Raw genomic sequence first — 19,323 nt, forward strand, 5'->3', positions numbered from 1 at the left:
TCGCTCGATTCGCCTGTTTCGGCGTGCCGAGGCGTGTTCCGCGTGCCGGAGGTCGCCCCGGCAGACTTTCGGCTCGCGATTCCGAGTCCGGCTCGCTGGATTCGCCTGTTTCGGCGTGCCGAGGCGTGTTCCGCGTGCCGGAGGTCGCTCCGGCCGACTTTCGGCTCGCGGTTCCGAGTCCGGCTCGCTGGATTCGCCCGTTTCGGCGTGCCGAGGCGTGTTCCGCGTGCCGGAGTTCTCTCCGGCCGACCTTCGGCGGACTTCCGGCTCGCGGTTCCGAGTCCGGCTCGCTGGATCCGCTCGTTTCGGCGTGCCCAGGCGTGTTCCGCGTGCCGGAGCTCACCCCAGCCGAGCTTCGGCGGACCTCCGGCTCGTGGTTCCACGTCCGGCTCGCCGGATCCGCCCGTTTCGGCGTGCCGGGGGCGATCCCGCGAGCCGGAGGTGCTCGGTCCCGGCGGCCCTACAGCGCGTCGACCGCGCGGAGGATCTCGTCGGTCTCGGTGCGCGTGGTGTAGTCGACGTGCACGTCGGCGAAGCGGACCACGCGGCCCGCGTCCACGACGAGGACGGTCGGGAACGGGATCGCCGGGGTGTCGTCGGCGTTGCTGTCCTTCACCGCGAAGCCGAGCGCGGTGTGCGCCTCCTGGGCGGCTCCGCTCGGCGCGGTGACGATGCCGAGGGCGCCGGCGAGCCCGTTGCCCGGGTCGGAGACGACGGTGAAGCCGAGGTCGCCGTTGACGACCGCGGCGCGCGATCCGTCCGGGGTCTGCGGGCTGACCGCGACCAGGGCGACGCCGCGCTCGGCCAGCGCGGGGGCGAGCGTCTCGTTGTAGTGCTTGAGCGTGATGTTGCAGAACGGGCACCAGGCGCCCCGGTAGAAGACGAGTACGGCGGCGCCGTCACCGAGCACGTCGGCCAGCGGCACCTCCTCGTCGTCGACGGTCCGCACCGTCGCGTCGGCCAGGGTGCTGCCGGCGCTCACGGCACCGGCGGGCGGGCCGCCGTCGACCAGGTCGTTCTGCTCGTCCGCGAAGACGGTGGCGAGGTCCGGCCCGATGGTCTCGTTGAAGCCGACGGAGAACTCGTCGACCTGCTGGCGGATGGTGGCGGTGGTGGCGGTGCTGTCGGTCATTCCTGCGTCCCTCGTCGTCGATCGGCGGTGTCCCCCTCCCGCGAGGGTAATTCGCGCCTCCGACACTCCGCCCGGCACGCCGTCACATTTCGACGCGAGCGCGCCTGCCGGTCGCCTAGCCGGTCGGGGTCGCGGACGGTGCGGTCGTCCGCCCGCGGACGACCGCGTAGCCGGTCGCGGACGACCGCGGCACCAGCGCGCCGTCGTCGAAGTACACCCACTTCTCGTTCGCGCCGAGCGGCCGGACCGCGGCGGCTTCATCGACGACGGTCCCCGTGGCGACATCGATCGCCAGGTCCTGGTCACTGGTCTCCACGTAGAGGATCCCGTCCAGAAGGCCCCTCGCTCGCGCGTCGAGATCGGCGACCCGGTCCGGATCGATCGAGTACAGGACGGCGCCCGTCGTCAGATCGGTGACGGCGATCCCCGCCGTCCCGAGTCCCGATGCGCTGCTGCTCTCGCTGAGCGCGGAGCCTCCGAGCGCGTCGACGGCGACGAGCGGATCCGGTCGGACCACCGGGGCGCCGGTCGCGATCGAGTAGGCAGTGTCCAGGCCGTCCTGAGAATCGACGGTGACCCGGAACAGGGAGCTGTCCAAGCCACCGGCGAGCGATCCGGCCTCCGCTCGGACCGTCACGCTGCCGCACACGGACGACGGCCGCGCGACGGAGTGGGTGTCGAGGCTCCAGCGCTTCGACCCGGTGGCGATGTCGTAGGCGTCGTAGATCGCGCAGTGCGGCTCGTCGACGTCCGTCGCTGTCCGGAGCACGACGCCCCCGAAGCCGCGAGCGGAGCTGTCGCCCGTCGCGCGCCACAGCTCGGCGCCCGTGCTCGGATCGAACCCGACCGTCGCGACCGAGGTCGGCGCGGAGCAGGACTGCGCGTCCGCGGCGACGGCGACCTGAACCGCGACGGCGTCCGCGGACGAGCCGAGGAGGAGGCCGCTCATCCCCCGGCAGCCGGAGAGGGAGACGGACTCCCTGCGCTCGACGGTGAGGCCGGGCGCTGTCACATCGACCGTGACGAGCGCGGTGTCGAACTGCTCCGGGTCCAGTCCCGAGGCGGGCTTGCGCACTTCGACGAGACCGACGGCGTACGGCGCCGCCTCGCCGGCGAACGTCCAGCTCTGCTCGAGGACCTCCTCGGCGGGCAGCAGATCCTCCGCGTCGACGGTGACGGCGCCCCGCTGGGGGACGTACGCGACCATCGCGCCCCGCACGGCGGCGCCGGCGCTGGAGTCGTAGCCGTCGCGGACGAGGAAGGGCCCGAGGAAGGTGAACCCCGAGCCGACCTGCTGGATGCCGGCGCTCGCCGCGGTCGCGGCGGTCGTGGGAGACGCCGCCGTCGTCTGCGGAGCCGCGGTAGCGACCCCTGCGGCGGCGGCCTCCGCCGGCAGCCCGTCGCAGTTCTCCCGCACGTAGGCGTCGACGCGGGACATCGACGCGGAGGAGAAGAGCGCCGTCGACAGCGACGCGACCCAGTCCAGGGCACCCGCGTTCTCCTGCTGCTCGGCCCAGGCGTCGCGCACGGTCTCGGCGTCCGTCCGGATCTCGTCCGGGGCGACCTCGGCGAGCTCCTTCCACATGTTCGAGAGGTCGCCGACGGCCGACGCCGTGCCGAGCAGGCCGAGGATCGCCCCCTGCTCCTGCGCCGCGCTCGTCGCCTCGAGATAGCGGTCCTTGTGCTTCTGCATCGTCGAGCAGAAGGCCTCGGCGGAGCGCTGCGGTGCGCACGCGGTCAGCCCGCCGATCAGGAGGATCGCGAGCGTCAGGGCTCCGGCCCGGCGCAGAGCGAGAGCGGGGCGGGCGGCTGTCCCTTTCATCAAGGGCGCGACCATCAGGGGCGCGACCATCAGAGGCGCGACGAGACGTATCCGCTGAGTTCCCGCAGCGTCTTGTACGCCGGTGCCGTCCACGGCGAGACGGGGATGAAGGCGAGCATCGTCTCCCGGACCCGCAGATAGTCGGGGATCCGAAGACCCACTCGTGTGCCGCCGTCGGCACCCGGAGTCAGCGTGAAGCGGAACTGCGCGTGCTGGACGCGGACGAAGTTGCGGGCGACGCCCGAGACCACCGAGTCGGAGACGTCGGTCAGGACGAGCTTCTCGCCCTGGACGACCCGTGCCGCGTCGTCCAGGATCAGCCGCACCTGGTCTCGAGTCTTCGAGCTGTCCCTGGTGAATTCGAGTGCCGTGATCTTGTCGTCGATGCCGGCCATCTCAGACCTGGCCCGAATCGCGGCGTGCGATGCTCCGAAGGGCGTTCTCGCGCTTGGCGGTCTCGAGCAGTCGCCGGCCGTAGAGCGCCGCTCCGACGCCGGCAGCACCGATCACCAGGATGACGGGGAGCTGCTGGGGGTAGTACCCGATGATCGAGACCCAGACGAGAGCGATGAGCACGAGTACGACACCGACTCCCGTGAGAACAGTGCCGGGAACGGTGGAACGGTCGTCGTCTGCCACGGGTGCAGCCTCCTTTGCCCTGGAGTGCGCTGATGCGGACTCTCTGCGGTCAGGCTAGATTCCGCCCGCGCGGCGCGACCATTCACCTTAAGAGGTGACGTCGTTCACCCTTAAGTGGTGACGTCCGGACCTCGGCGATCACTCCGGAATGGGGTAGGCCGCCGTCCGCCTCGGTCCTGTCCGGCTCGCTTCCGCCCTCACCCCCGCCACTCCACGTCCACCCGCACCGGCACGGCGCCGATCGGCAGCCCACCCGACACCTCGTGCCCGTCGATCCGCAGCACCGCGTCGCGGAGCGTCCGCAGCCGCGTCCCGCGCGCCGGTGCCAGCCACTCCGCGCCCGGCAGCCGCCGCACCCACAGCGATGCCTGTCCCGGCTCCCACTCCAGCCGGTCGACCACGAGCCCGCCGCGCGCCCGCAGCCCCGTCACCGAGCCGCGCGCCCAGGCCGCGGGCAGTGCCGGCAGCACCGTGAGCGCATCGTCCGCCGAGCCGAGCAGCATCGCCGCGACCAGTCCCGGCAGCCCGCCGCTCGCGTCGAGGTTGAAGATCCGCCCCGCGTCGTGCCGGGTCGTCAGCGTCGGCGACCAGTGCTCGACCGCCAGCCACTCCGCACAGGTCAGCGCCGCCTCCGCATCGCCGAGCGCCGCCGCAGCGACCCCCACCTGCACCAGCCCGAACGCCATCTCCATCCGCCCCGGGGGAGCGGTCGGCGCCTCGGCCCGCCAGGCGATCTTCGCGGCCACCGTCGCCGCCGCGGCCGCCCGGAGCCGCACCGCGGAGGCGCCGTCCCCCTCGAACGCCGCGTCGCCCGCGTACCAGAGCGGGTACAGCTGCGAGGCGTGCCGGTGCGCGATCTCCTCGGCGAACCGCGGGTCGATCCACTCCGCGAGCGTGCCGTCCTCCGCCACGCGGTACTCCGGCAGCTCGGCGACCACGCGCGCCCAGCGCTCGTCGAGCGAGTCGTCGCCGCGGGCCCGCCCGAGCAGCGCGGTCGCCCGGGCGGCGTCGCGCAGCACCGCGACGTCGATCGTCGCGTCGACCGCCAGCGGCGAGCGCGCCCCGCCGGGCGTGTTCTCGGGGGAGTAGGAGGGGACGATCCGACGCACGCCGTCCACCACCGTCGTCCCGGTCTCGGCGAAGCGCAGCACGCCCTCCGCCAGCTCCCACAGCCGGTCGTCGACGACGGAGCGGTCGCCGGTCGCGGCGACCGCGTCGGCGGCGAGGCGCAGCACCCAGCCGCCGCAGCCGGTCCAGAACAGGTGCGGGTAGCTCGCCGCGAAGTGGTCCGCGCGGCCGTGCGTCGACATCCGCGACGGCAGCAGCATCCCCTCGGCGCCGTAGACCAGGCGCGCGTTCTCGCGGTAGTCGTCGAGGTGCGGCAGCACCAGCTCCAGGATCGACAGCGCCAGCTCGGGCGTGCCGGTCGGGATCATCCCGGTCATCGCGCCGTTCTGCACGTTGCCGTTGAGCGTGTAGTCGGCCGACCAGGCCGGCCGCCAGGTCCCCTGCCAGACGCCCTGCAGTGTCGGCGGCAGCTCGCCGGTCGAGGCGACGATGTTCGCCCGGCCGCTGAGGTAGGCCAGCTCCACGACGCGGCGGCGTGCGCCCGCGTCGCCGGCGCGGGCCTCGTCCCAGAGCTCCTCGGTGAGGGCCGCGGAGGAGGAGCCGTCCAGATCGAGCGCGGAGGCGCCGACGAGCCGGCCGTGGCCGTCGCGCTGGGCCGCGCGCAGGTCGGTCCACGACAGGTCGTCCGCCACGGGCTCCTCGTCCGAGAGCGAGAGGTCGAGGCGGAGGAGCCGCGCCGCGCCGGCCGAGACGGACCGGGTGACGGCTCCGTCCACTTCCCACGGCGCCCCGGTGTCGGCGGTGACGACCGCGCGGACCCGCTCGCCCCCGGTCTCCGCGCTGCCGGTCCCGGCGAGGGCGATGAGCCGCCCCGACGCCCCGCCCTCGACGCTCGCCTCGACGACCGCCGACGCGTCCGGAACCCCCGTGTCGAACGAGGTGGCGTCGCCCGCGCCCAGCCCGAGCTCGATCGTGCTCTCCCCGTCGCGGTCCGACTCCACGCACAGCCGCACGCTCTCGCCGCCGTGCGGGGCGAGCAGGCGCACCGCGTGCCGCCCGCCGTCGAGGTCGGTCCACTCGACCGCGACCTCGCCGAGCAGCGGATCGATCAGCCGGCGGCTCGAGGCGACTCCGCCGGCCGTGCGGATCGAGAGGGTCGCGCAGAGGCCGAGCGGATCGGTCCAGATCAGCCCGCCGTCGTAGCCGCTGGAGCGCGCGCCGCGGGTCAGCGCCTCGCTCGCCGCGTCCGCGTCGCCGGCGAGCAGCGCACTGCGCAGCTCGTCGCGGACCCCCGCGAGATCGGGCGCGGCGGGTCGCGCGTTGACGGGCAGGAAGTACCGCTCGTGCGCCAGAGACACGGTCAGCGCGTCGGCCGGCCCGTGGACGACGGCGCCGACGCGGCCGCTGCCGACGATCAGCCCCTCCTCCCAGGTCGGAGCGGCGGTGGCGGTGACGAGGAGGTCGGTGCGCGACGATGCGCTGTCGATCGAGGAGATGATCGGTTCCTTTCGGGCTCCTGGGAGCGCCTGATATGTTGCCTGGAACTTCAAATTACCTCTCCCGGTGCGACGGCGCACGGGAGTCGAGAGTAAGGACTCCGCGATGACGCGACCGATCACCCTCTTCACCGGCCAGTGGGCAGACCTCCCGTTCGAGGAGGTGGCCCGTCTCGCTGGCGAGTGGGGCTACGACGGCCTCGAGATCGCCTGCTGGGGCGACCACATCGACGTGGCGCGCTGGGACGACGCGGAGTACGTGCAGAGCCGGAAGGACATCCTGGCGAAGAACGGCCTGCAGGTCTTCGCGATCTCGAACCACCTCACCGGCCAGGCGGTCTGCGACGACCCGATCGATGCGCGCCACCGCGACATCCTCAGCGACCGCGTCTGGGGCGACGGCGACCCCGAGGGCGTCCGCCGGCGCGCCGCGCAGGACCTCAAGGACACCGCCCGCTTCGCCGCCGCGCTCGGCGTGAAGCAGGTCAACGGCTTCTCCGGCTCGTCGATCTGGAAGGGCGTGGCGATGTTCCCGCCGGCCTCCGACGAGTGGATCGCCGCCGGCTACCAGGACTTCGCCGACCGCTTCACCCCGATCCTCGACGTCTTCGAGGAGGTCGGCGTGCGCTACGGCCTGGAGGTGCACCCGGGCGAGATCGCCTACGACTACTGGACCGCCAAGCGCACCCTCGAGGCGATCGGGCACCACCCGGCGTTCGGCTTCAACTTCGACCCGTCGCACTTCGTCTGGCAGCAGCTCGACAGCGTCGCGTTCCTCCTCGACTTCGCGGAGCACATCCTGCACGTGCACGTGAAGGAGTCGATCGCCCACCTCGACGGCCGCAACGGCGTCCTCGGCTCGCACCTGCCCTGGGCCAACCCGCGCCGCGGCTGGACCTTCGTCTCGACCGGCCACGGCGCCGTCCCGTGGGAGCCCGTCTTCCGCGCCCTCAACGCGATCGGCTACACCGGCCCGACCAGCGTCGAGTGGGAGGACGCCGGCATGGACCGCCTCGACGGCGCCCCCGAGGCCCTCGCCTTCGTCCGCAAGCTCAACGCCATCACGCCTCCGGCCGACGCCTTCGACGCGGCCTTCTCCACCTCCCGCTGAGCGGCGCGATCGAGCGGCCCTCCCTGCTGATCGAGTAGCCCGCGCAGCGGGCGTATCGAGATCCACCGTCGCCCAGACGCGGGGCCCGCAGACCCGCCCTCTCGATGACGGTGGGTCTCGATACGCCCTGCGGGCTACTCGACCAGCACGATGTGCGCAGCGGCCCGTTGTTCGCCGATCGAGCGACCCTCCCTGCTGATCGAGTAGCCCGCGCAGCGGGCGTATCGAGATCCACCGTCGCAGACACTGCGGCACCGCAGTCCCGTTGCGCACGCCTCCCCCGCCGCCCCGTCAGCGCCGGTGCCGCCGCCGGAACTCGCTCGGCGTGACCCCCACGCGCGCCCGGAACACGCGGGTGAAGTACCCCGGGTCCTCGTAGCCGACCGCCCGGGCGACGGCCGACACCGGCAGGTCACCCTCCGAGAGCAGCGCCTTCGCCTCGTCGACGCGGATCCGCAGGAACAGCTCGATCGGCGAGACGCCGGTGCGCTCCTCCGTCCGGGCGCGCAGCCCGCGCAGCGAGAGCCCGAGCTCTCGCGCCGCGTCTTCGACGCCCGCACCGGAGAGCGCGATCCGCTCGATCCGGCGGTCGAAGCGGCTCCGCTCCCGCGACTCCGACAGCCGCAGCAGGAGCAGCAGGGCCCGGGCGCTGCTCCGCGCGACGGAGGCGGCACCGGTGTCCTCGAGCGCCTCCAGGACCGCGGCGAACAGGCGCGAGGCGTCGCCCCCGCGCACGTGCAGCACTCCGGCGCCGCGCGGCAGCAGGCCCTCGGCCACGAGATGCTCTAGCGCGGTGCCGGCGAGCAGCACCCAGTGCTCCGTCCAGCCGCTCGCCGCCGACCGGTAGGAGTGCTCGACTCCCGCCGGCACCCACAGCGCGTCGCCCGCCTCGACGGCGCTCGTCTCGTCTCCCGCCCGGAACTCGCCCCGGCCCTCCTCGATCAGGACCACCGCGCTCTCCGACAGCACCCGCTGCCGGACGGGGGAGGAGACCCCCGCGCGCCGCCCTGCCCCGAAGACGTACAGCCCGAGCCCCGTCGACGTGTCGGGGGTCCGGTAGCGAGCGCTCGGTGCCGTGTCCAAAAGTCCTCCTCCAGGTGGCATCGGTCCCTGGTGACCGGGATCGGCGGGCGTCACGATGGTGACAGAAGTGCGGACGGTCCGCACGATCCGATCGCAGGGAGGCCGTCGATGCCGACGTCCAACGGCTACGCACTGAGCACGACGCCGGAGCGCTGGGGCCCGCTCGACGAGGTCCCGCAGGAGGAGCTCGCCGACCGGGACGCGCTCTGGCGCCGCCTCCGCCGCGACGGCTACCTGCTGGTCCGGGGGCTGCTCGACCGCGAGACGGTGCTCGACTTCCGCCGCCACTACTGCGCGTCCCTCGCGCCGTCCGGGCTGTTCGCCGGCGAGGACGCGGTGGACGCGGGCGTCGATGACGGCGCGGACATCGATGCCGCCCGCTTCCGGGAGATCCTCTTCTCCTCCCTCGTGCCGAGCCCGGAGTACGCCGCGTTCTGCCGCCAGCCGGCGATCCTCGCGATGATGCGGACGCTGCTCGACGACGAGATCCACCTGCACCGGCGGAAGATCCTCCGCCAGGTGCGCCCCGGCCAGAAGGGCATCGGCACGGCGACGCAGGCGCACTACGACCTCGTCTACCTGCGCGAGGGCACCCGGAACCTGCTCTCGCTGTGGATCCCGATCGGGGACACGCCGATCGAGAACGGGCCCCTCGTCTACCTGGAGGGCTCGCACCTCCGCGTCGAGGAGCTCGAGCGCACCGGCCTCCTCGGCCGCCCGCGCTCGCTGACGGCCGACCTCCCGGCCCTCGCCGACGAGTACGACGCCCGCTGGCTCGCCGCCGACATGCGGGCCGGCGACGTCCTGATCCACTCCCCGTTCATCGTCCACGCCTCGCTCGACAACGTCGCCCCCGACCGCCGCCTCCGCCTCTCCACCGACATCCGCTACCAGCGCGCCGGCGACCCGATCGACTGGCGCTGGCAGCACGACTGGTTCGACGGCGACGGCCTCTGACCGCGGTCCGCAGTCCCGCAGTGCGGGCGACGTCGGGTCTCGAGACGCCGCTCCGCGGCTGCTCGACCGGCATGGGGGTGCGCACAACATCAGCTGAGAGCAGGGGGCATCGCCTGACAGCGGAGGCCACCCCTTCTCAGCTGATGTTCTGCAGCGCTTGAGCGCTCCTCGCTGGTCGAGCGGCCCCCACAGCGGGCCCACTCCTTGCTGATCGAGTAGCCCGCGGAGCGGGCGTATCGAGATCCACCGTCGTCGAGACGTCGGTCCGCAGTCCCGCCGCGCTGACCACGCGGTGTCTCGATACGCCGCTCCACGGCTACTCGACCAGCATGCAAGGGTGCCTCTGCTGATCAGGCGATCCCGCAGACGCACGAACGGCCGGCCCCCCGCGGGGAGCCGGCCGTCGGTCGTGCAGTCGTCCCTACAGCCCCTGCGCCAGGCGGTAGTACGCCGCGTTCGAGCGGATGTCGGCCTCGAAGCCGCGCAGGGTGGTCGACTCGTCGATGACGAGGAGCTCGACGCCGGCGATGCGGGCGAAGTCCTCCCACGCCTCCAGGCCGATCTGCGTGGTCATCACGGTGTGGTGCGCGGCGCCGGCGGTGATCCAGGCGGAGGCGCTGGTGCCGAAGTCCGGGGCCGGCTGCCAGACGGCGCGGCCGACCGGCAGGTGCGGCAGCGACTGCGGCGGGACCACGGTGGTGACCTTGTTCGCGACCAGGCGGAAGCGCTCGCGCACGTCGCTCAGCGCGACGACGACCGCGTCACCGGCGTCGGCGGTGAAGACCAGGCGCACCGGGTCCTCGCGGCCGCCGATGCCCAGCGGGTGGATCTCGAGCGTGGCGCGCTGCGACGACAGCGACGGGGACACCTCGAGCATGTGCGCGCCGAGGATGAGCTCCTCGCCGGGCGTCATGTCGTAGGTGTAGTCCTCCATCAGGCTGGTGCCGCCAGGCAGGCCGGCGCCCATCACCGCGGCGATGCGGATGAGGACGGCGGTCTTCCAGTCGCCCTCGCCGCCGAAGCCGTAGCCGTCGGCCATCAGGCGCTGCACGGCGAGGCCGGGCAGCTGGCGCAGTCCGCCGAGGTCCTCGAAGCTGTCGGTGAACGCCTCGAAGCCGCCCTCCTCCAGGAAGGAGCGCAGGCCGATCTCGATCGCCGCGCCGTAGCGGAGCGACTCGTGGCGCTCGCCGCCGGGGAGCAGCTCGGGCACCACGTCGTAGCTCTCCACGTACTCCGCGACCAGCGCGTCGATGTCGGCGTCCGTCGCGGCGTCCACGCGCTCGACGAGCTCGTTGACGCCCCAGGTGTTGACGCTCACGCCGAGGCGGATCTCGGCCTCGGTCTTGTCGCCCTCGGTGACGGCGACGTTGCGCATGTTGTCGCCGAAGCGGGCGACCTTCATGCCCTGCGAGGCCGACCAGCCGGCCGCGGCGCGCGACCAGATGCCGATCGACTCGGTGACGCGGGCGTCGCTGGCGTGACCGACGACCGTCTTCCGCGGCACGCTCATCCGGCTGAGGATGTAGCCGTGCTCGCGGTCGCCGTGCGCGGCCTGGTTGAGGTTCATGAAGTCGAAGTCGATGTCCTGCCACGGCAGGGCCACGTTCGCCTGGGTGTGGAAGTGCAGCAGCGGCTTGGCCAGCGCGTCGAAGCCGTGGATCCACATCTTCGAGGGGCTGAAGGTGTGCATCCAGGTGATGACGCCCACGACGGAGTCCTCGGAGTTCGCGTCGATCATCGTGCGGCGGATCGCGTCGGAGCTCTTCAGCACCGGCTTCCACTCGATGGTGACGGGGATGTCGCTGGACTCGTTCAGCTGCGCGACGACGGCCTGCGACTGCTCGGCGACCTGGCGGAGGGTGTCCTCGCCGTAGAGGTCCTGGCTGCCGGTGAGGAACCAGACGGTGCGGGTCGCGAGGTTCGGAATGATGCTGCGGGTCATGCGAGTGCTCCGGTGGGGTTCTGTCCGTAGACGTTCTGGTAGCGGTCGAACAGGGCGTCGATCGACTCCTGCGGGATGGGGACGAGCTCGCCGCCCTGGCGCGCGATGTGCACGGTGCGGGCGACGTCCTCGGTCATCACCGCGGCCTTGACGGCGTCCTTCGCGTCCTTGCCGATGGTGAAGACGCCGTGGTTCTGCATCAGGACGGCGCGCGAGCGGTGGCCGGTGAGCGTCGAGACGACGCCGCGGCCGATCGAGTCGTCGCCGATGATCGCGAACGGGCCGAGCGGGATCTCGCCGCCGAACTCGTCCGCCATCGCCGTGATCACGCACGGGATCGCCTCGGCGCGGGCGGCCCAGGCGGTGGCGTAGGTGGAGTGCGTGTGCACCTGGCCGCCGACCTCGGGCATCTCGCGGTAGACGTAGGCGTGCGCGGCGGTGTCGCTGGAGGGGCTGCGCTCGCTGCCGAGGCTGCCCGGGACGACGGCGCCGTCGAGGTCGCAGAGGATCATGTTCTCGGGCGCGAGGTCGTCGTAGGAGACGCCGCTCGGCTTGATCACGAAGAGGTCGGCGCCGGGTACGCGGCCGGAGATGTTGCCGCCGGTCCAGATGACCAGGCCGTAGCGGACGAGCTCGGCGTGCAGGCGGGCGACGTCCTCGCGGACGCGGGCGATCGCCGCCTCGACCTCGGGGCCGAATCCGGCGGGCGCAGTGCCGGCGGGCGCAGCGGTCTTGCTGTCGGTCATGCGGTGTCTCCTTGCGTGGTGAGGGTGTCGACGGCCGTCTGCTCGACGGCGAGGCCGGCGCGGTAGCGCTCGAGGTAGGCGGTGAAGCCGGCGACGTCGGCGCTGTCGGGCGCCACCGTCTCGAAGCCGGCGTCGCCGAAGACCTGCTCGGTCAGGTAGGAGTCGAGGGTGGTCCCCTCCTGGAGGCGGAACGCGGCGAGCACGGCCATGCCCCAGGGGCCGCCCTCGGAGGCGGTCGCGGCGACCGAGACGGGGGCGTCGAGCGCTCCGGCGAGGAAGCGCTGGGCGACTCCGGCCGTGCGGAACATGCCGCCGTGCGCGAACATCTCGTCGATCACGACGCCCTCGCCGGCCAGCACGCGCATGCCGAGCGCGAGCGTGCCGAACACGCCGTAGAGCTGCGCGCGCATGAAGTTGCCGAGGGTGAGGCGGGAGTCGGGGGTGCGGACCACGAGCGGCCGGCCCTCGACGAGCCCGGCGATCGGCTCGCCCGCGAGGTGGTTGTAGGCGAGCAGCCCGCCCGCATCGGCCTCGCCGGCGAGCGCCTCCGCGAAGAGGGTGCCGTAGACGGCGTCGCTGTCGGAGGGTCCACCCGAGGCCGCGGCGAACCGCGAGAACAGGCCGACCCAGCCGGCGAGCTCGCTCGCGCCGTTGTTGCAGTGCACCATCGCGACGAGATCGCCGGCCGGAGTCGCGACCAGGTCGAGCTCGTGGTGCACGCTCTCGAGCGGGCGCTCCAGGACGACCATCGCGAAGATGCTGGTGCCGGCGCTGACGTTGCCGGTGCGCGGGGCGACGGAGTTGGTGGCGACCATGCCGGTGCCGGCGTCGCCCTCGGGCGGGCAGAACGGAGCGCCGGCCTGGAGCGCGCCGGTGGGGTCGAGCAGGAGCGCGCCCTCGGCGGTGAGCTCGCCGGCGGCGGCGCCCGCGGGGAGCACGGCGGGCAGCAGCTCGCGGAGCGGCGGCAGGGTGCCGGCGACGCGGGCGTCGTAGCGCTCGAGCATGGTCTCGTCGTAGTCGCGGGTCGCCGGGTCGGTGGGGACCATGCCGGAGGCGTCGCCGACTCCGAGGACCTTCTCGCCGGTGAGGCGCCAGTGCACGTAGCCCGCGAGGGTGGTGAGGAAGTCGATCCGCTCGACGTGCGGCTCGGAGTCGAGGACCGCCTGGTGCAGGTGCGCGAGCGACCAGCGCAGCGGGATGTTCGCGCCGAACAGCTCGGTCAGCTCGGCCGACGCGGGGCCGGTGCTGGTGTTGCGCCAGGTGCGGAACGGGACGAGGAGCTCGCCGGCCGCGTCGAAGGCGAGGTAGCCGTGCATCATCGCGGAGACGCCGAGCGCGCCGACCGTGGTGAGGCGCGCGCCGTGGCGCTTCTCGGCGTCGGCGACGAGGTCGGCGTAGGCGGCCTGGAGCCCCTCGTGCACGGCGTCGAGGGAGTAGGTCCAGCGGCGGTCGACGAGCTGGTTCTCCCACTCGTGGCTGCCGACGGCGAGGACCACGGACGGGTCGGCCGCGTCGACGAGGCAGGCCTTGATGCGGGTGGAGCCGAGCTCGATCCCGAGGGCGGTCGCGCCGCTCGTGATCGCCTCGGCGGGGGGCCGTCGCTGGTCCATTGCACTCCTCGCTGAGGGCCATGTGACCGTTCACAAAGCCACGGGCCAGCGTAGGCGAAGGCGCTCGCCGTCGGCAAGCGCGGTGCTTGTCCTGAGCCGCCCCCTGTGCGGCTCAGCGCGGTCGGCTCGCCTGCGTGGTGCGTTCCGTGGAGCGGGTCGCGTCGCGCTCATGCTGGTCGAGTAGCCCCGGAGGGGCGTATCGAGACCCGCCCCCGCCGGAACCCCGGCCTCAGCGTGCCCGCGTCGAGTCCCGCTCCACCAGCACCGGCGGCACCGGCCGGTCGACGGCGGCCGGCTCGCCGCGGAGCTCCGCCAGCACCACGCCGATGGTGCGGCGGCCGACCTCGGCGAAGTCCTGCCGGATCGTCGTCAGCGGCGGCCGGTAGTGCGCGGCCTCCGGCACGTCGTCGAAGCCGACGACGCTCAGGTCCTCGGGCACCCGCACGTCCCGATCGGCGCAGGCGTGCAGCAGTCCGAGCGCCATCTGGTCGTTGCCCGCGACCACCGCGGTGAGCTCGGCGACCTCGTCGAGCAGCCGCAGGCCCGCGCGGTAGCCCGACTCCGCCGTCCAGTCGCCGCTGATCACGGCCGCCGGCTCCAGCCCGGCCCCCGCCATCCGCGCGGTGAACCCGTCGAGCCGCGCGTGTGCCTCCACCCAGTGCTGCGGGCCGGCGAGATGCGCGATGCGGATGTGCCCGAGCGCGAGGAGGTGCTCGGTGGCGAGCCGCGCGCCCGCCGCCTGGTCGACGAGGAGACGCGGGTCGGCGCCACGGCCCGCCGCGCCGAGCGTGACGAACGGCACCCCGATCGCGAGGCTCTCGATCGCGTCGAGCGCGCGCTCCTGCGGTGCCAGCACGACGATCGCCTCGACCGCCTCGCGCTGGAGGTGCTCGAGCCCGTCGGCCAGCGACTCCGCGTCGGGCGCCGCGTTCACGACCGGGACCCGGTAGCCGGCGTCCCGGGCGGCCTGCTCGATCGCGGCCATCGCGGTGGCCGTGCCGTAGAAGCTGTGGCTCTCCGCCGCGAGGATGCCGATCAGTCCCGAGCGTCCGGCCGCGAGTGCGCGGGCCGCGGCGCTGCGCCGGAAGCCGAGGTCGTCGATCGCCGCGAGCACCTTGTCGCGGGTGCGCGGCCGGACCTGCGGGCTGTCGTTGAGCACGCGCGAGACGGTCTGGTACGAGACGCCGGCGCTCACGGCGACGTCGCGGATCGTCGGCTGTCTCGGCATGGGGTCACCGTAGCGCTCGCCGCGCTCACGGTTCGGAGTGCCCGCCACCCCGATCGCGGCGGCCTCGCTGCAGAACATCAGCCGGAAGGGCATCTCATCGACGATCAGCGATGAGCGGCGCTCGTGGCTGACGTTCTGCCGCGACTCCCGCGCTCAGCCCGGGCTCGGTACGGTGAAGCTGAAGATCCTCTCACGCAGTCAGGAGCCGGACGTGGACGACCAGCAGATCGGAGTGCTCGTCGCGCTCGTCGTGGGGATCGCCGTCCTCGGCTCCGTCATCGCCACGGTCCTCCGCCTGCGCGCCGGCGCTCCCGGTGCGCGTCCCGGCCCGCCGAGCGGGTCGTCGCCCGCCGCCGCGACGGGCGGAGACGCCGGATCGGGTGCCGCCGACGGGCGCGACGGCGGCCGGGCCCCGGCGCGGACGGCCCCGACGCCGGCCCGTCCGGCGGGGATCCCGACGGCGGCGGCTCGAGCGGCGGCGCCTCGGATGGCGGCGGCTCGGACGGAGGCGGCGGCGGCGGCGACTGAACCTCCGCGGGCCGGCGGGACCCGCAACCTCCGTCCGACCTCCGGCTCGCGGTTCCGCGTCCGGCTCGCAGAATCGGGACATTCCGGCGTGCCGAAGCCGGTTCTACGAGCCGGAGGTGCTGCTGCTCCCGACCTCCGGCTCGTGGTTTCGAGTCCGGCTCGCTAGATCCGACGGTTCCAACGTGCCGGAGCCGGTTCTACGAGCCGAAGGTGCTGCTCCCGACCTTCGGCTCGCAGCTTCGCGTCCGGCTCGCGAGATCCGGCTGTTCCGGCGTGCCGGAGCCGGTTCCACGAGCCGAAAGTGCACACCGAGTCGACGGGCCTTCCCGTCAGTACATCGATCGCTGTACTCTGCGGGAGTGACCTCCACCCCGATCGCCCTCACGGCCCCGCCCGCCGCGCCCACCGCTGCGCCCCCCGCCGTCACCGCGACGCTCACCCACACCGCCGCGCTCGCCCGGCTCGGCGCCGCGCTCTCCGACCCCACCCGCGCGAGCATCCTGCTGATGCTGCGCGAGGCCCCCGCCTACCCGTCCGATCTCGCCGACGCCCTCGGCGTGTCCCGGCAGTCGATGTCCAACCACCTCGCCTGTCTGCGCGGCTGCGGCCTCGTCACCGCCGTCCCGGAGGGCCGCCGCACCTGGTACCGCCTCGCCGACGGGCACCTCGCCCCCGCGCTCGACGACCTGCTCCGCGTCGTCCTCTACGTCGATCCCGGCTGCTGCTCCGGCGACGCCTGCACCTGCTCGTGACCGCCCTCACCGTCGACCGCCGCGCCCTGCTGCGCCGCCGCGTGCGCCTGATCGTCGCGGCGACCATCGGCTACAACCTCGTCGAGGCGGCCGTCGCGCTGAGCGCCGGCGCCGCCGCGTCCTCGACCGCGCTGGTCGGCTTCGGCCTCGACTCGGGCGTCGAGGTGCTCTCGGCCGCCGCCGTCGCCTGGCAGTTCACCCGCCGCGACCCGGAGCGCTGGGAGCGGGGGACTCTGCGGGTCGTCGCCGTCGCGTTCTTCGCGCTCGCGGCCTCCGTCGGCGTCTCGTCGGTGCTCGCGCTGACCGGCGGGCGGGAGGCGGAGCACAGCACCGTCGGCCTCGTCCTCACCGCGCTCAGCCTGCTGGTGATGCCGGGGCTCTCCCTCGCCGAGCGGCGCGTCGGAGTCGAGCTCGACTCCCCGGCCGTCGTCGCCGACTCGAAGCAGACCCTCGTCTGCGCGGCGCTGTCCGCCGCCATCCTGCTCGGCCTGGTCCTCGACTCCGCGCTCGGCTGGTGGTGGGCCGACCCGGTCGCCGGCCTGGTCATCGTCGCGTTCGCCCTGCGCGAGGGAGCGGAGGCGTGGCGCGGCGACGCCTGCGCCACCTCCGTCGGCCTCGTCCTCGAGGACGAGGAGCACGCCGGCCACTGAGCGATCGAGCCCGGCCGCCCCGCCGCTGCCAGGCTCCGTGCACTCCGGCGGGGGATGCTCGAGGCATGCTCCCCGCCGTTCCCGACGCCCTCGTTCCGCTCGCTCTGCGGCTCGCCCGCGCCAACCGCACGTTCGTCTCCGCGGACGGCGCCCGCCGCCGGATCCGCGAGAACGCGCTCCGGCCGACGCGCTTCGGCCCGCCCCCGCGGCTGCGGCCCGGCGTGCGCGTCGACGTCGAGCAGGTCGGCGGCCGGCCGGTCTACACGATCCGGCCGCAGCGGATCCGCGGTGGCGTGGTCTACGTGCACGGCGGCGGCTGGGTGAACGAGATCGCGCCGCAGCACTGGTGGCTCGCCGCCCGCATCGCCGACGAGGCCTCGGTCGCGGTGACCCTCCCGATCTACCGGCTCGTCCCCTTCGGGACCGCGGTCGAGGCCCGCGACGGCGTGCTCGCGCTGGTGCGCCGGAGTCTCGAGCGGCACGGAGCGACGGCGCTCGCCGGCGACTCGGCCGGAGGTCAGATCGCGCTCTCGACCGCCCTGGCCCTGCGCGACGAGGGCGTCGCCCTGCCGCTGACCACGCTCATCTCGCCCGCGCTCGATCTCTCCTGGAGCAACCCGCGCATCCCCGAGGTGCAGCCGAGCGACCCGTGGCTGGGCACGCCCGGCGGCCGCGTCCTGGCCGAGAAGTGGCGCGGTGGGCTCGATCTGCTCGACCCGATCGTGAGTCCCCTCTTCGGAGACCTCGCCGGCCTCGGCCCGATCAGCGTGTACACCGGCACCCGCGACGTGCTGAATCCCGACGCGCACGTCCTCGCCGAGAGGGCGGCGGCGGCCGGCGTGCCGTTCGAGCTGCACGAGGCGGTCGGTCAGCTCCACGTGTACCCGCTGGTGCCGACCCGCGCGGGCCGGGACGCGCAGCACGACCTGGTCGACGGCGTCCGCGCCGCGCTCTGACCCCGGAGCGACCTCCGGCTCGCGGAATCGCCTCCGGCTCGCGGAAACGGCCGGATTCCGCGAGCCGGAGTCGCTTCTGCGTGCCGGGAGGTGTCGGAGCGACGTCGGGCTCGGAGAAACGCGTCCGGCTCGTCGAAACGGCGCGGTTCCGCGAGCCGAGGGTCGTTCCGCGTGCCGGAGTTCGTTCCGCGAGCCGAACGGCCCGGATCGCACTCGGATCCGCACCCGATGACACGCAGCGCCCCGCTCGCCGGCCGGTCACGCCCGACCGCCGTGCACAACTCAGGCCAGAACCCCCGAATCCGTCGAAATCGGTCGAATCCGCCCTTTCAGCCTGAGTTGTGCACGCGTCTCCGCCGAGACCTACGCGCCCCAGCTCGACTGCGTGCCGCCGACGCGCTCGTCCGCCAGCGCCTGCGCGTGGCCCGAAGTCGCATACGCCGCCATCGGGTCGGCCGGCAGCCCGCGCTCCGAGCGCCAGGCCGCGAGGGCCGGGCGGACGTCGGAGTAGAAGGCGTCCATGAAGATCCCGTTCGCGCCGAGCACGTCGCCGGCGAGCTGCGCCTCCTCGAGGGCCGCGCGGTCGACGAGCAGCGCGCGCGCCGTCATCTCCTGCACGTTCAGCACCGAGCGGATCTGGCCGGGGATCTTGTCCTCGACGTTGTGGCACTGGTCCAGCATGAAGGCGACGGGCGAGTCTGGTCCGTAGCCGCCGCCGCGCACCACCTCGAAGAGGATGCGGAACAGCTGGAACGGGTCCGCCGCCCCGACGATCAGGTCGTCGTCGGCGTAGAAGCGCGAGTTGAAGTCGAACGAGCCGAGCTTCCCGAGGCGCAGCAGCTGGGCGACGATGAACTCGATGTTGGTGCCCGGCGCGTGGTGGCCGGTGTCGAGGCAGACCAGGGCGCGGTCGCCGAGCGCGGCGACGTGGGCGTAGGAGGTGCCCCAGTCCGGAACATCGGTGTGGTAGAACGCGGGCTCGAAGAACTTGTACTCGAGGACGAGGCGCTGCTCGGTGCCGAGGCGCTCGTAGATCGCGGCGAGCGAGTCGGCGAGGCGGTCCTGGCGGCCGCGGATGTCCTGCTGGCCCGGGTAGTTCGAGCCGTCGGCGAGCCAGATCTTGAGGTCGCGCGAGCCGGTCGCGTCCATGATGTCGATGCAGGCGAGGTGGTGGTCGATCGCCTTCTGGCGGATCACCGGATCGGAGTGCGTGAGCGAGCCGAACTTGTAGTCGTCGTCCTGGAAGGTGTTCGAGTTGATCGTGCCGAGCGCGACGCCCTTCGACGCGGCGTAGTCGCCCAGCGCCGAGTAGTCCTCGACCTTGTCCCACGGGATGTGCAGCGCGACGCTCGGGGCGAGGCCGGTCAGCTCGTTGACCTTCGCCGCGTCCGCGATCTTCTCCTCGATCGTGCGCGGCGTGCCCGGCGTGCTGAACACCTTGAAGCGGGTGCCGGAGTTGCCGAACGCCCAGGAGGGCAGTTCGATCGCCTGCTGCTCGAGCTGGCGGAGGACGTCGGGGCTGAGGTCGGTCACGGTGGGGTCCTTCTGTGCGGGGCGGTCCGACCGGCCGCGGCGGGCGCCGATCGGGCGGCACCGTATGAAT

16 protein-coding genes are annotated in these 19,323 nt (G+C 73.2%); 5 read left to right on the forward strand and 11 right to left on the reverse strand.

Annotation, left to right across the window (positions count from 1 at the left end):
- Positions 1-460: 460 nt before the first annotated feature.
- The 5 genes from GSU72_RS02605 to GSU72_RS21795 form a co-directional block, all read right to left on the reverse strand.
- Entirely contained in the window at positions 461-1,132 is a 672-nt protein-coding gene (locus GSU72_RS02605; RefSeq protein ID WP_159983478.1) for a peroxiredoxin-like family protein, read from the reverse strand.
- A gap of 115 nt (positions 1,133-1,247) precedes the next feature.
- Positions 1,248-2,957 (reverse strand): hypothetical protein, encoded by a 1,710-nt coding sequence (locus GSU72_RS02610; protein ID WP_208545134.1) that lies wholly within the window; start codon positions 2,955-2,957, stop codon positions 1,248-1,250.
- A gap of 26 nt (positions 2,958-2,983) precedes the next feature.
- Positions 2,984-3,349 carry a hypothetical protein gene (locus GSU72_RS02615; protein WP_159983482.1) on the reverse strand — a complete coding sequence of 122 codons (366 nt, stop codon included), beginning with the start codon at positions 3,347-3,349 and terminating at the stop codon, positions 2,984-2,986.
- Position 3,350: 1 nt separating this feature from the next.
- Complete coding sequence (locus GSU72_RS02620) at positions 3,351-3,593, reverse strand: hypothetical protein (protein WP_159983484.1); 243 nt, start codon at positions 3,591-3,593, stop codon at positions 3,351-3,353.
- Positions 3,594-3,790: 197 nt separating this feature from the next.
- Positions 3,791-6,211, reverse strand: coding sequence for a glycoside hydrolase family 95-like protein (locus GSU72_RS21795; protein WP_159983486.1), 2,421 nt, complete (start codon positions 6,209-6,211; stop codon positions 3,791-3,793).
- Positions 6,212-6,263: 52 nt separating this feature from the next.
- On the opposite strand from GSU72_RS21795, the gene GSU72_RS02630 reads away from it, so the two are divergent.
- A complete protein-coding gene (locus GSU72_RS02630) occupies positions 6,264-7,268 on the forward strand; it encodes a sugar phosphate isomerase/epimerase family protein (protein WP_159983488.1) in 1,005 nt (334 codons plus the stop codon).
- A 291-nt stretch (positions 7,269-7,559) separates the two neighbouring features.
- On the opposite strand, the gene GSU72_RS02635 is transcribed toward GSU72_RS02630, so the two are convergent.
- Positions 7,560-8,351: an AraC family transcriptional regulator gene (locus tag GSU72_RS02635; protein WP_159983490.1), complete on the reverse strand. Its 792-nt coding sequence runs from the start codon at positions 8,349-8,351 to the stop codon at positions 7,560-7,562.
- A 108-nt stretch (positions 8,352-8,459) separates the two neighbouring features.
- On the opposite strand from GSU72_RS02635, the gene GSU72_RS02640 reads away from it, so the two are divergent.
- The gene (locus tag GSU72_RS02640; RefSeq protein WP_159983492.1) at positions 8,460-9,308 is read left to right on the forward strand and encodes a phytanoyl-CoA dioxygenase family protein; all 849 of its coding nucleotides are present in this window, start codon (positions 8,460-8,462) and stop codon (positions 9,306-9,308) included.
- A gap of 421 nt (positions 9,309-9,729) precedes the next feature.
- On the opposite strand, the gene araA is transcribed toward GSU72_RS02640, so the two are convergent.
- The 4 genes from araA to GSU72_RS02660 form a co-directional block, all read right to left on the reverse strand.
- Positions 9,730-11,250 (reverse strand): L-arabinose isomerase, encoded by a 1,521-nt coding sequence (gene araA, locus GSU72_RS02645; RefSeq protein ID WP_159983494.1) that lies wholly within the window; start codon positions 11,248-11,250, stop codon positions 9,730-9,732.
- Positions 11,247-11,996 (reverse strand): L-ribulose-5-phosphate 4-epimerase, encoded by a 750-nt coding sequence (locus tag GSU72_RS02650; protein ID WP_159983496.1) that lies wholly within the window; start codon positions 11,994-11,996, stop codon positions 11,247-11,249. The genes araA and GSU72_RS02650 overlap by 4 nt, the downstream gene beginning before the upstream one ends.
- The gene (locus GSU72_RS02655; protein ID WP_159983498.1) at positions 11,993-13,606 is read right to left on the reverse strand and encodes an FGGY-family carbohydrate kinase; all 1,614 of its coding nucleotides are present in this window, start codon (positions 13,604-13,606) and stop codon (positions 11,993-11,995) included. Before GSU72_RS02655 ends, GSU72_RS02650 begins: the two co-directional genes overlap by 4 nt.
- A 229-nt stretch (positions 13,607-13,835) precedes the next feature.
- Entirely contained in the window at positions 13,836-14,834 is a 999-nt protein-coding gene (locus tag GSU72_RS02660; protein WP_159983500.1) for a substrate-binding domain-containing protein, read from the reverse strand.
- Positions 14,835-15,736: 902 nt separating this feature from the next.
- Between GSU72_RS02660 and GSU72_RS02665 the strand changes: the two genes are divergently transcribed.
- From GSU72_RS02665 to GSU72_RS02675, 3 genes are all read left to right on the forward strand, one after another.
- Positions 15,737-16,114: a metalloregulator ArsR/SmtB family transcription factor gene (locus GSU72_RS02665; RefSeq protein WP_159986596.1), complete on the forward strand. Its 378-nt coding sequence runs from the start codon at positions 15,737-15,739 to the stop codon at positions 16,112-16,114.
- On the forward strand, positions 16,111-16,764 hold the full coding sequence (locus GSU72_RS02670) for a cation transporter (RefSeq protein WP_159983502.1): 654 nt from the start codon (positions 16,111-16,113) through the stop codon (positions 16,762-16,764). Before GSU72_RS02665 ends, GSU72_RS02670 begins: the two co-directional genes overlap by 4 nt.
- Before the next feature lie 65 nt (positions 16,765-16,829).
- Complete coding sequence (locus GSU72_RS02675; RefSeq protein WP_159983504.1) at positions 16,830-17,720, forward strand: alpha/beta hydrolase fold domain-containing protein; 891 nt, start codon at positions 16,830-16,832, stop codon at positions 17,718-17,720.
- Between the two features lie 363 nt (positions 17,721-18,083).
- On the opposite strand, the gene rhaI is transcribed toward GSU72_RS02675, so the two are convergent.
- Positions 18,084-19,253: an L-rhamnose isomerase gene (rhaI, locus tag GSU72_RS02680; protein ID WP_159983506.1), complete on the reverse strand. Its 1,170-nt coding sequence runs from the start codon at positions 19,251-19,253 to the stop codon at positions 18,084-18,086.
- Positions 19,254-19,323: the final 70 nt, after the last annotated feature.

The organism is Rathayibacter sp. VKM Ac-2760, from assembly GCF_009834185.1.
Taxonomy (GTDB): Bacteria; Actinomycetota; Actinomycetes; order Actinomycetales; family Microbacteriaceae; genus Rathayibacter.

What these genes read in the sequence shown, in the direction of transcription:
- GSU72_RS02605 (WP_159983478.1), bottom strand. Translation starts at nt 1,132, where the DNA reads ATGACCGACAGCACCGCCACCACCGCCACCATCCGCCAGCAGGTCGAC.
- GSU72_RS02675 (WP_159983504.1), top strand. Translation starts at nt 16,830, where the DNA reads ATGCTCCCCGCCGTTCCCGACGCCCTCGTTCCGCTCGCTCTGCGGCTC.
- GSU72_RS02655 (WP_159983498.1), bottom strand. Translation starts at nt 13,606, where the DNA reads ATGGACCAGCGACGGCCCCCCGCCGAGGCGATCACGAGCGGCGCGACC.
- araA (WP_159983494.1), bottom strand. Translation starts at nt 11,250, where the DNA reads ATGACCCGCAGCATCATTCCGAACCTCGCGACCCGCACCGTCTGGTTC.
- GSU72_RS02630 (WP_159983488.1), top strand. Translation starts at nt 6,264, where the DNA reads ATGACGCGACCGATCACCCTCTTCACCGGCCAGTGGGCAGACCTCCCG.
- GSU72_RS02615 (WP_159983482.1), bottom strand. Translation starts at nt 3,349, where the DNA reads ATGGCCGGCATCGACGACAAGATCACGGCACTCGAATTCACCAGGGAC.
- GSU72_RS02650 (WP_159983496.1), bottom strand. Translation starts at nt 11,996, where the DNA reads ATGACCGACAGCAAGACCGCTGCGCCCGCCGGCACTGCGCCCGCCGGA.
- GSU72_RS02660 (WP_159983500.1), bottom strand. Translation starts at nt 14,834, where the DNA reads ATGCCGAGACAGCCGACGATCCGCGACGTCGCCGTGAGCGCCGGCGTC.
- GSU72_RS02640 (WP_159983492.1), top strand. Translation starts at nt 8,460, where the DNA reads ATGCCGACGTCCAACGGCTACGCACTGAGCACGACGCCGGAGCGCTGG.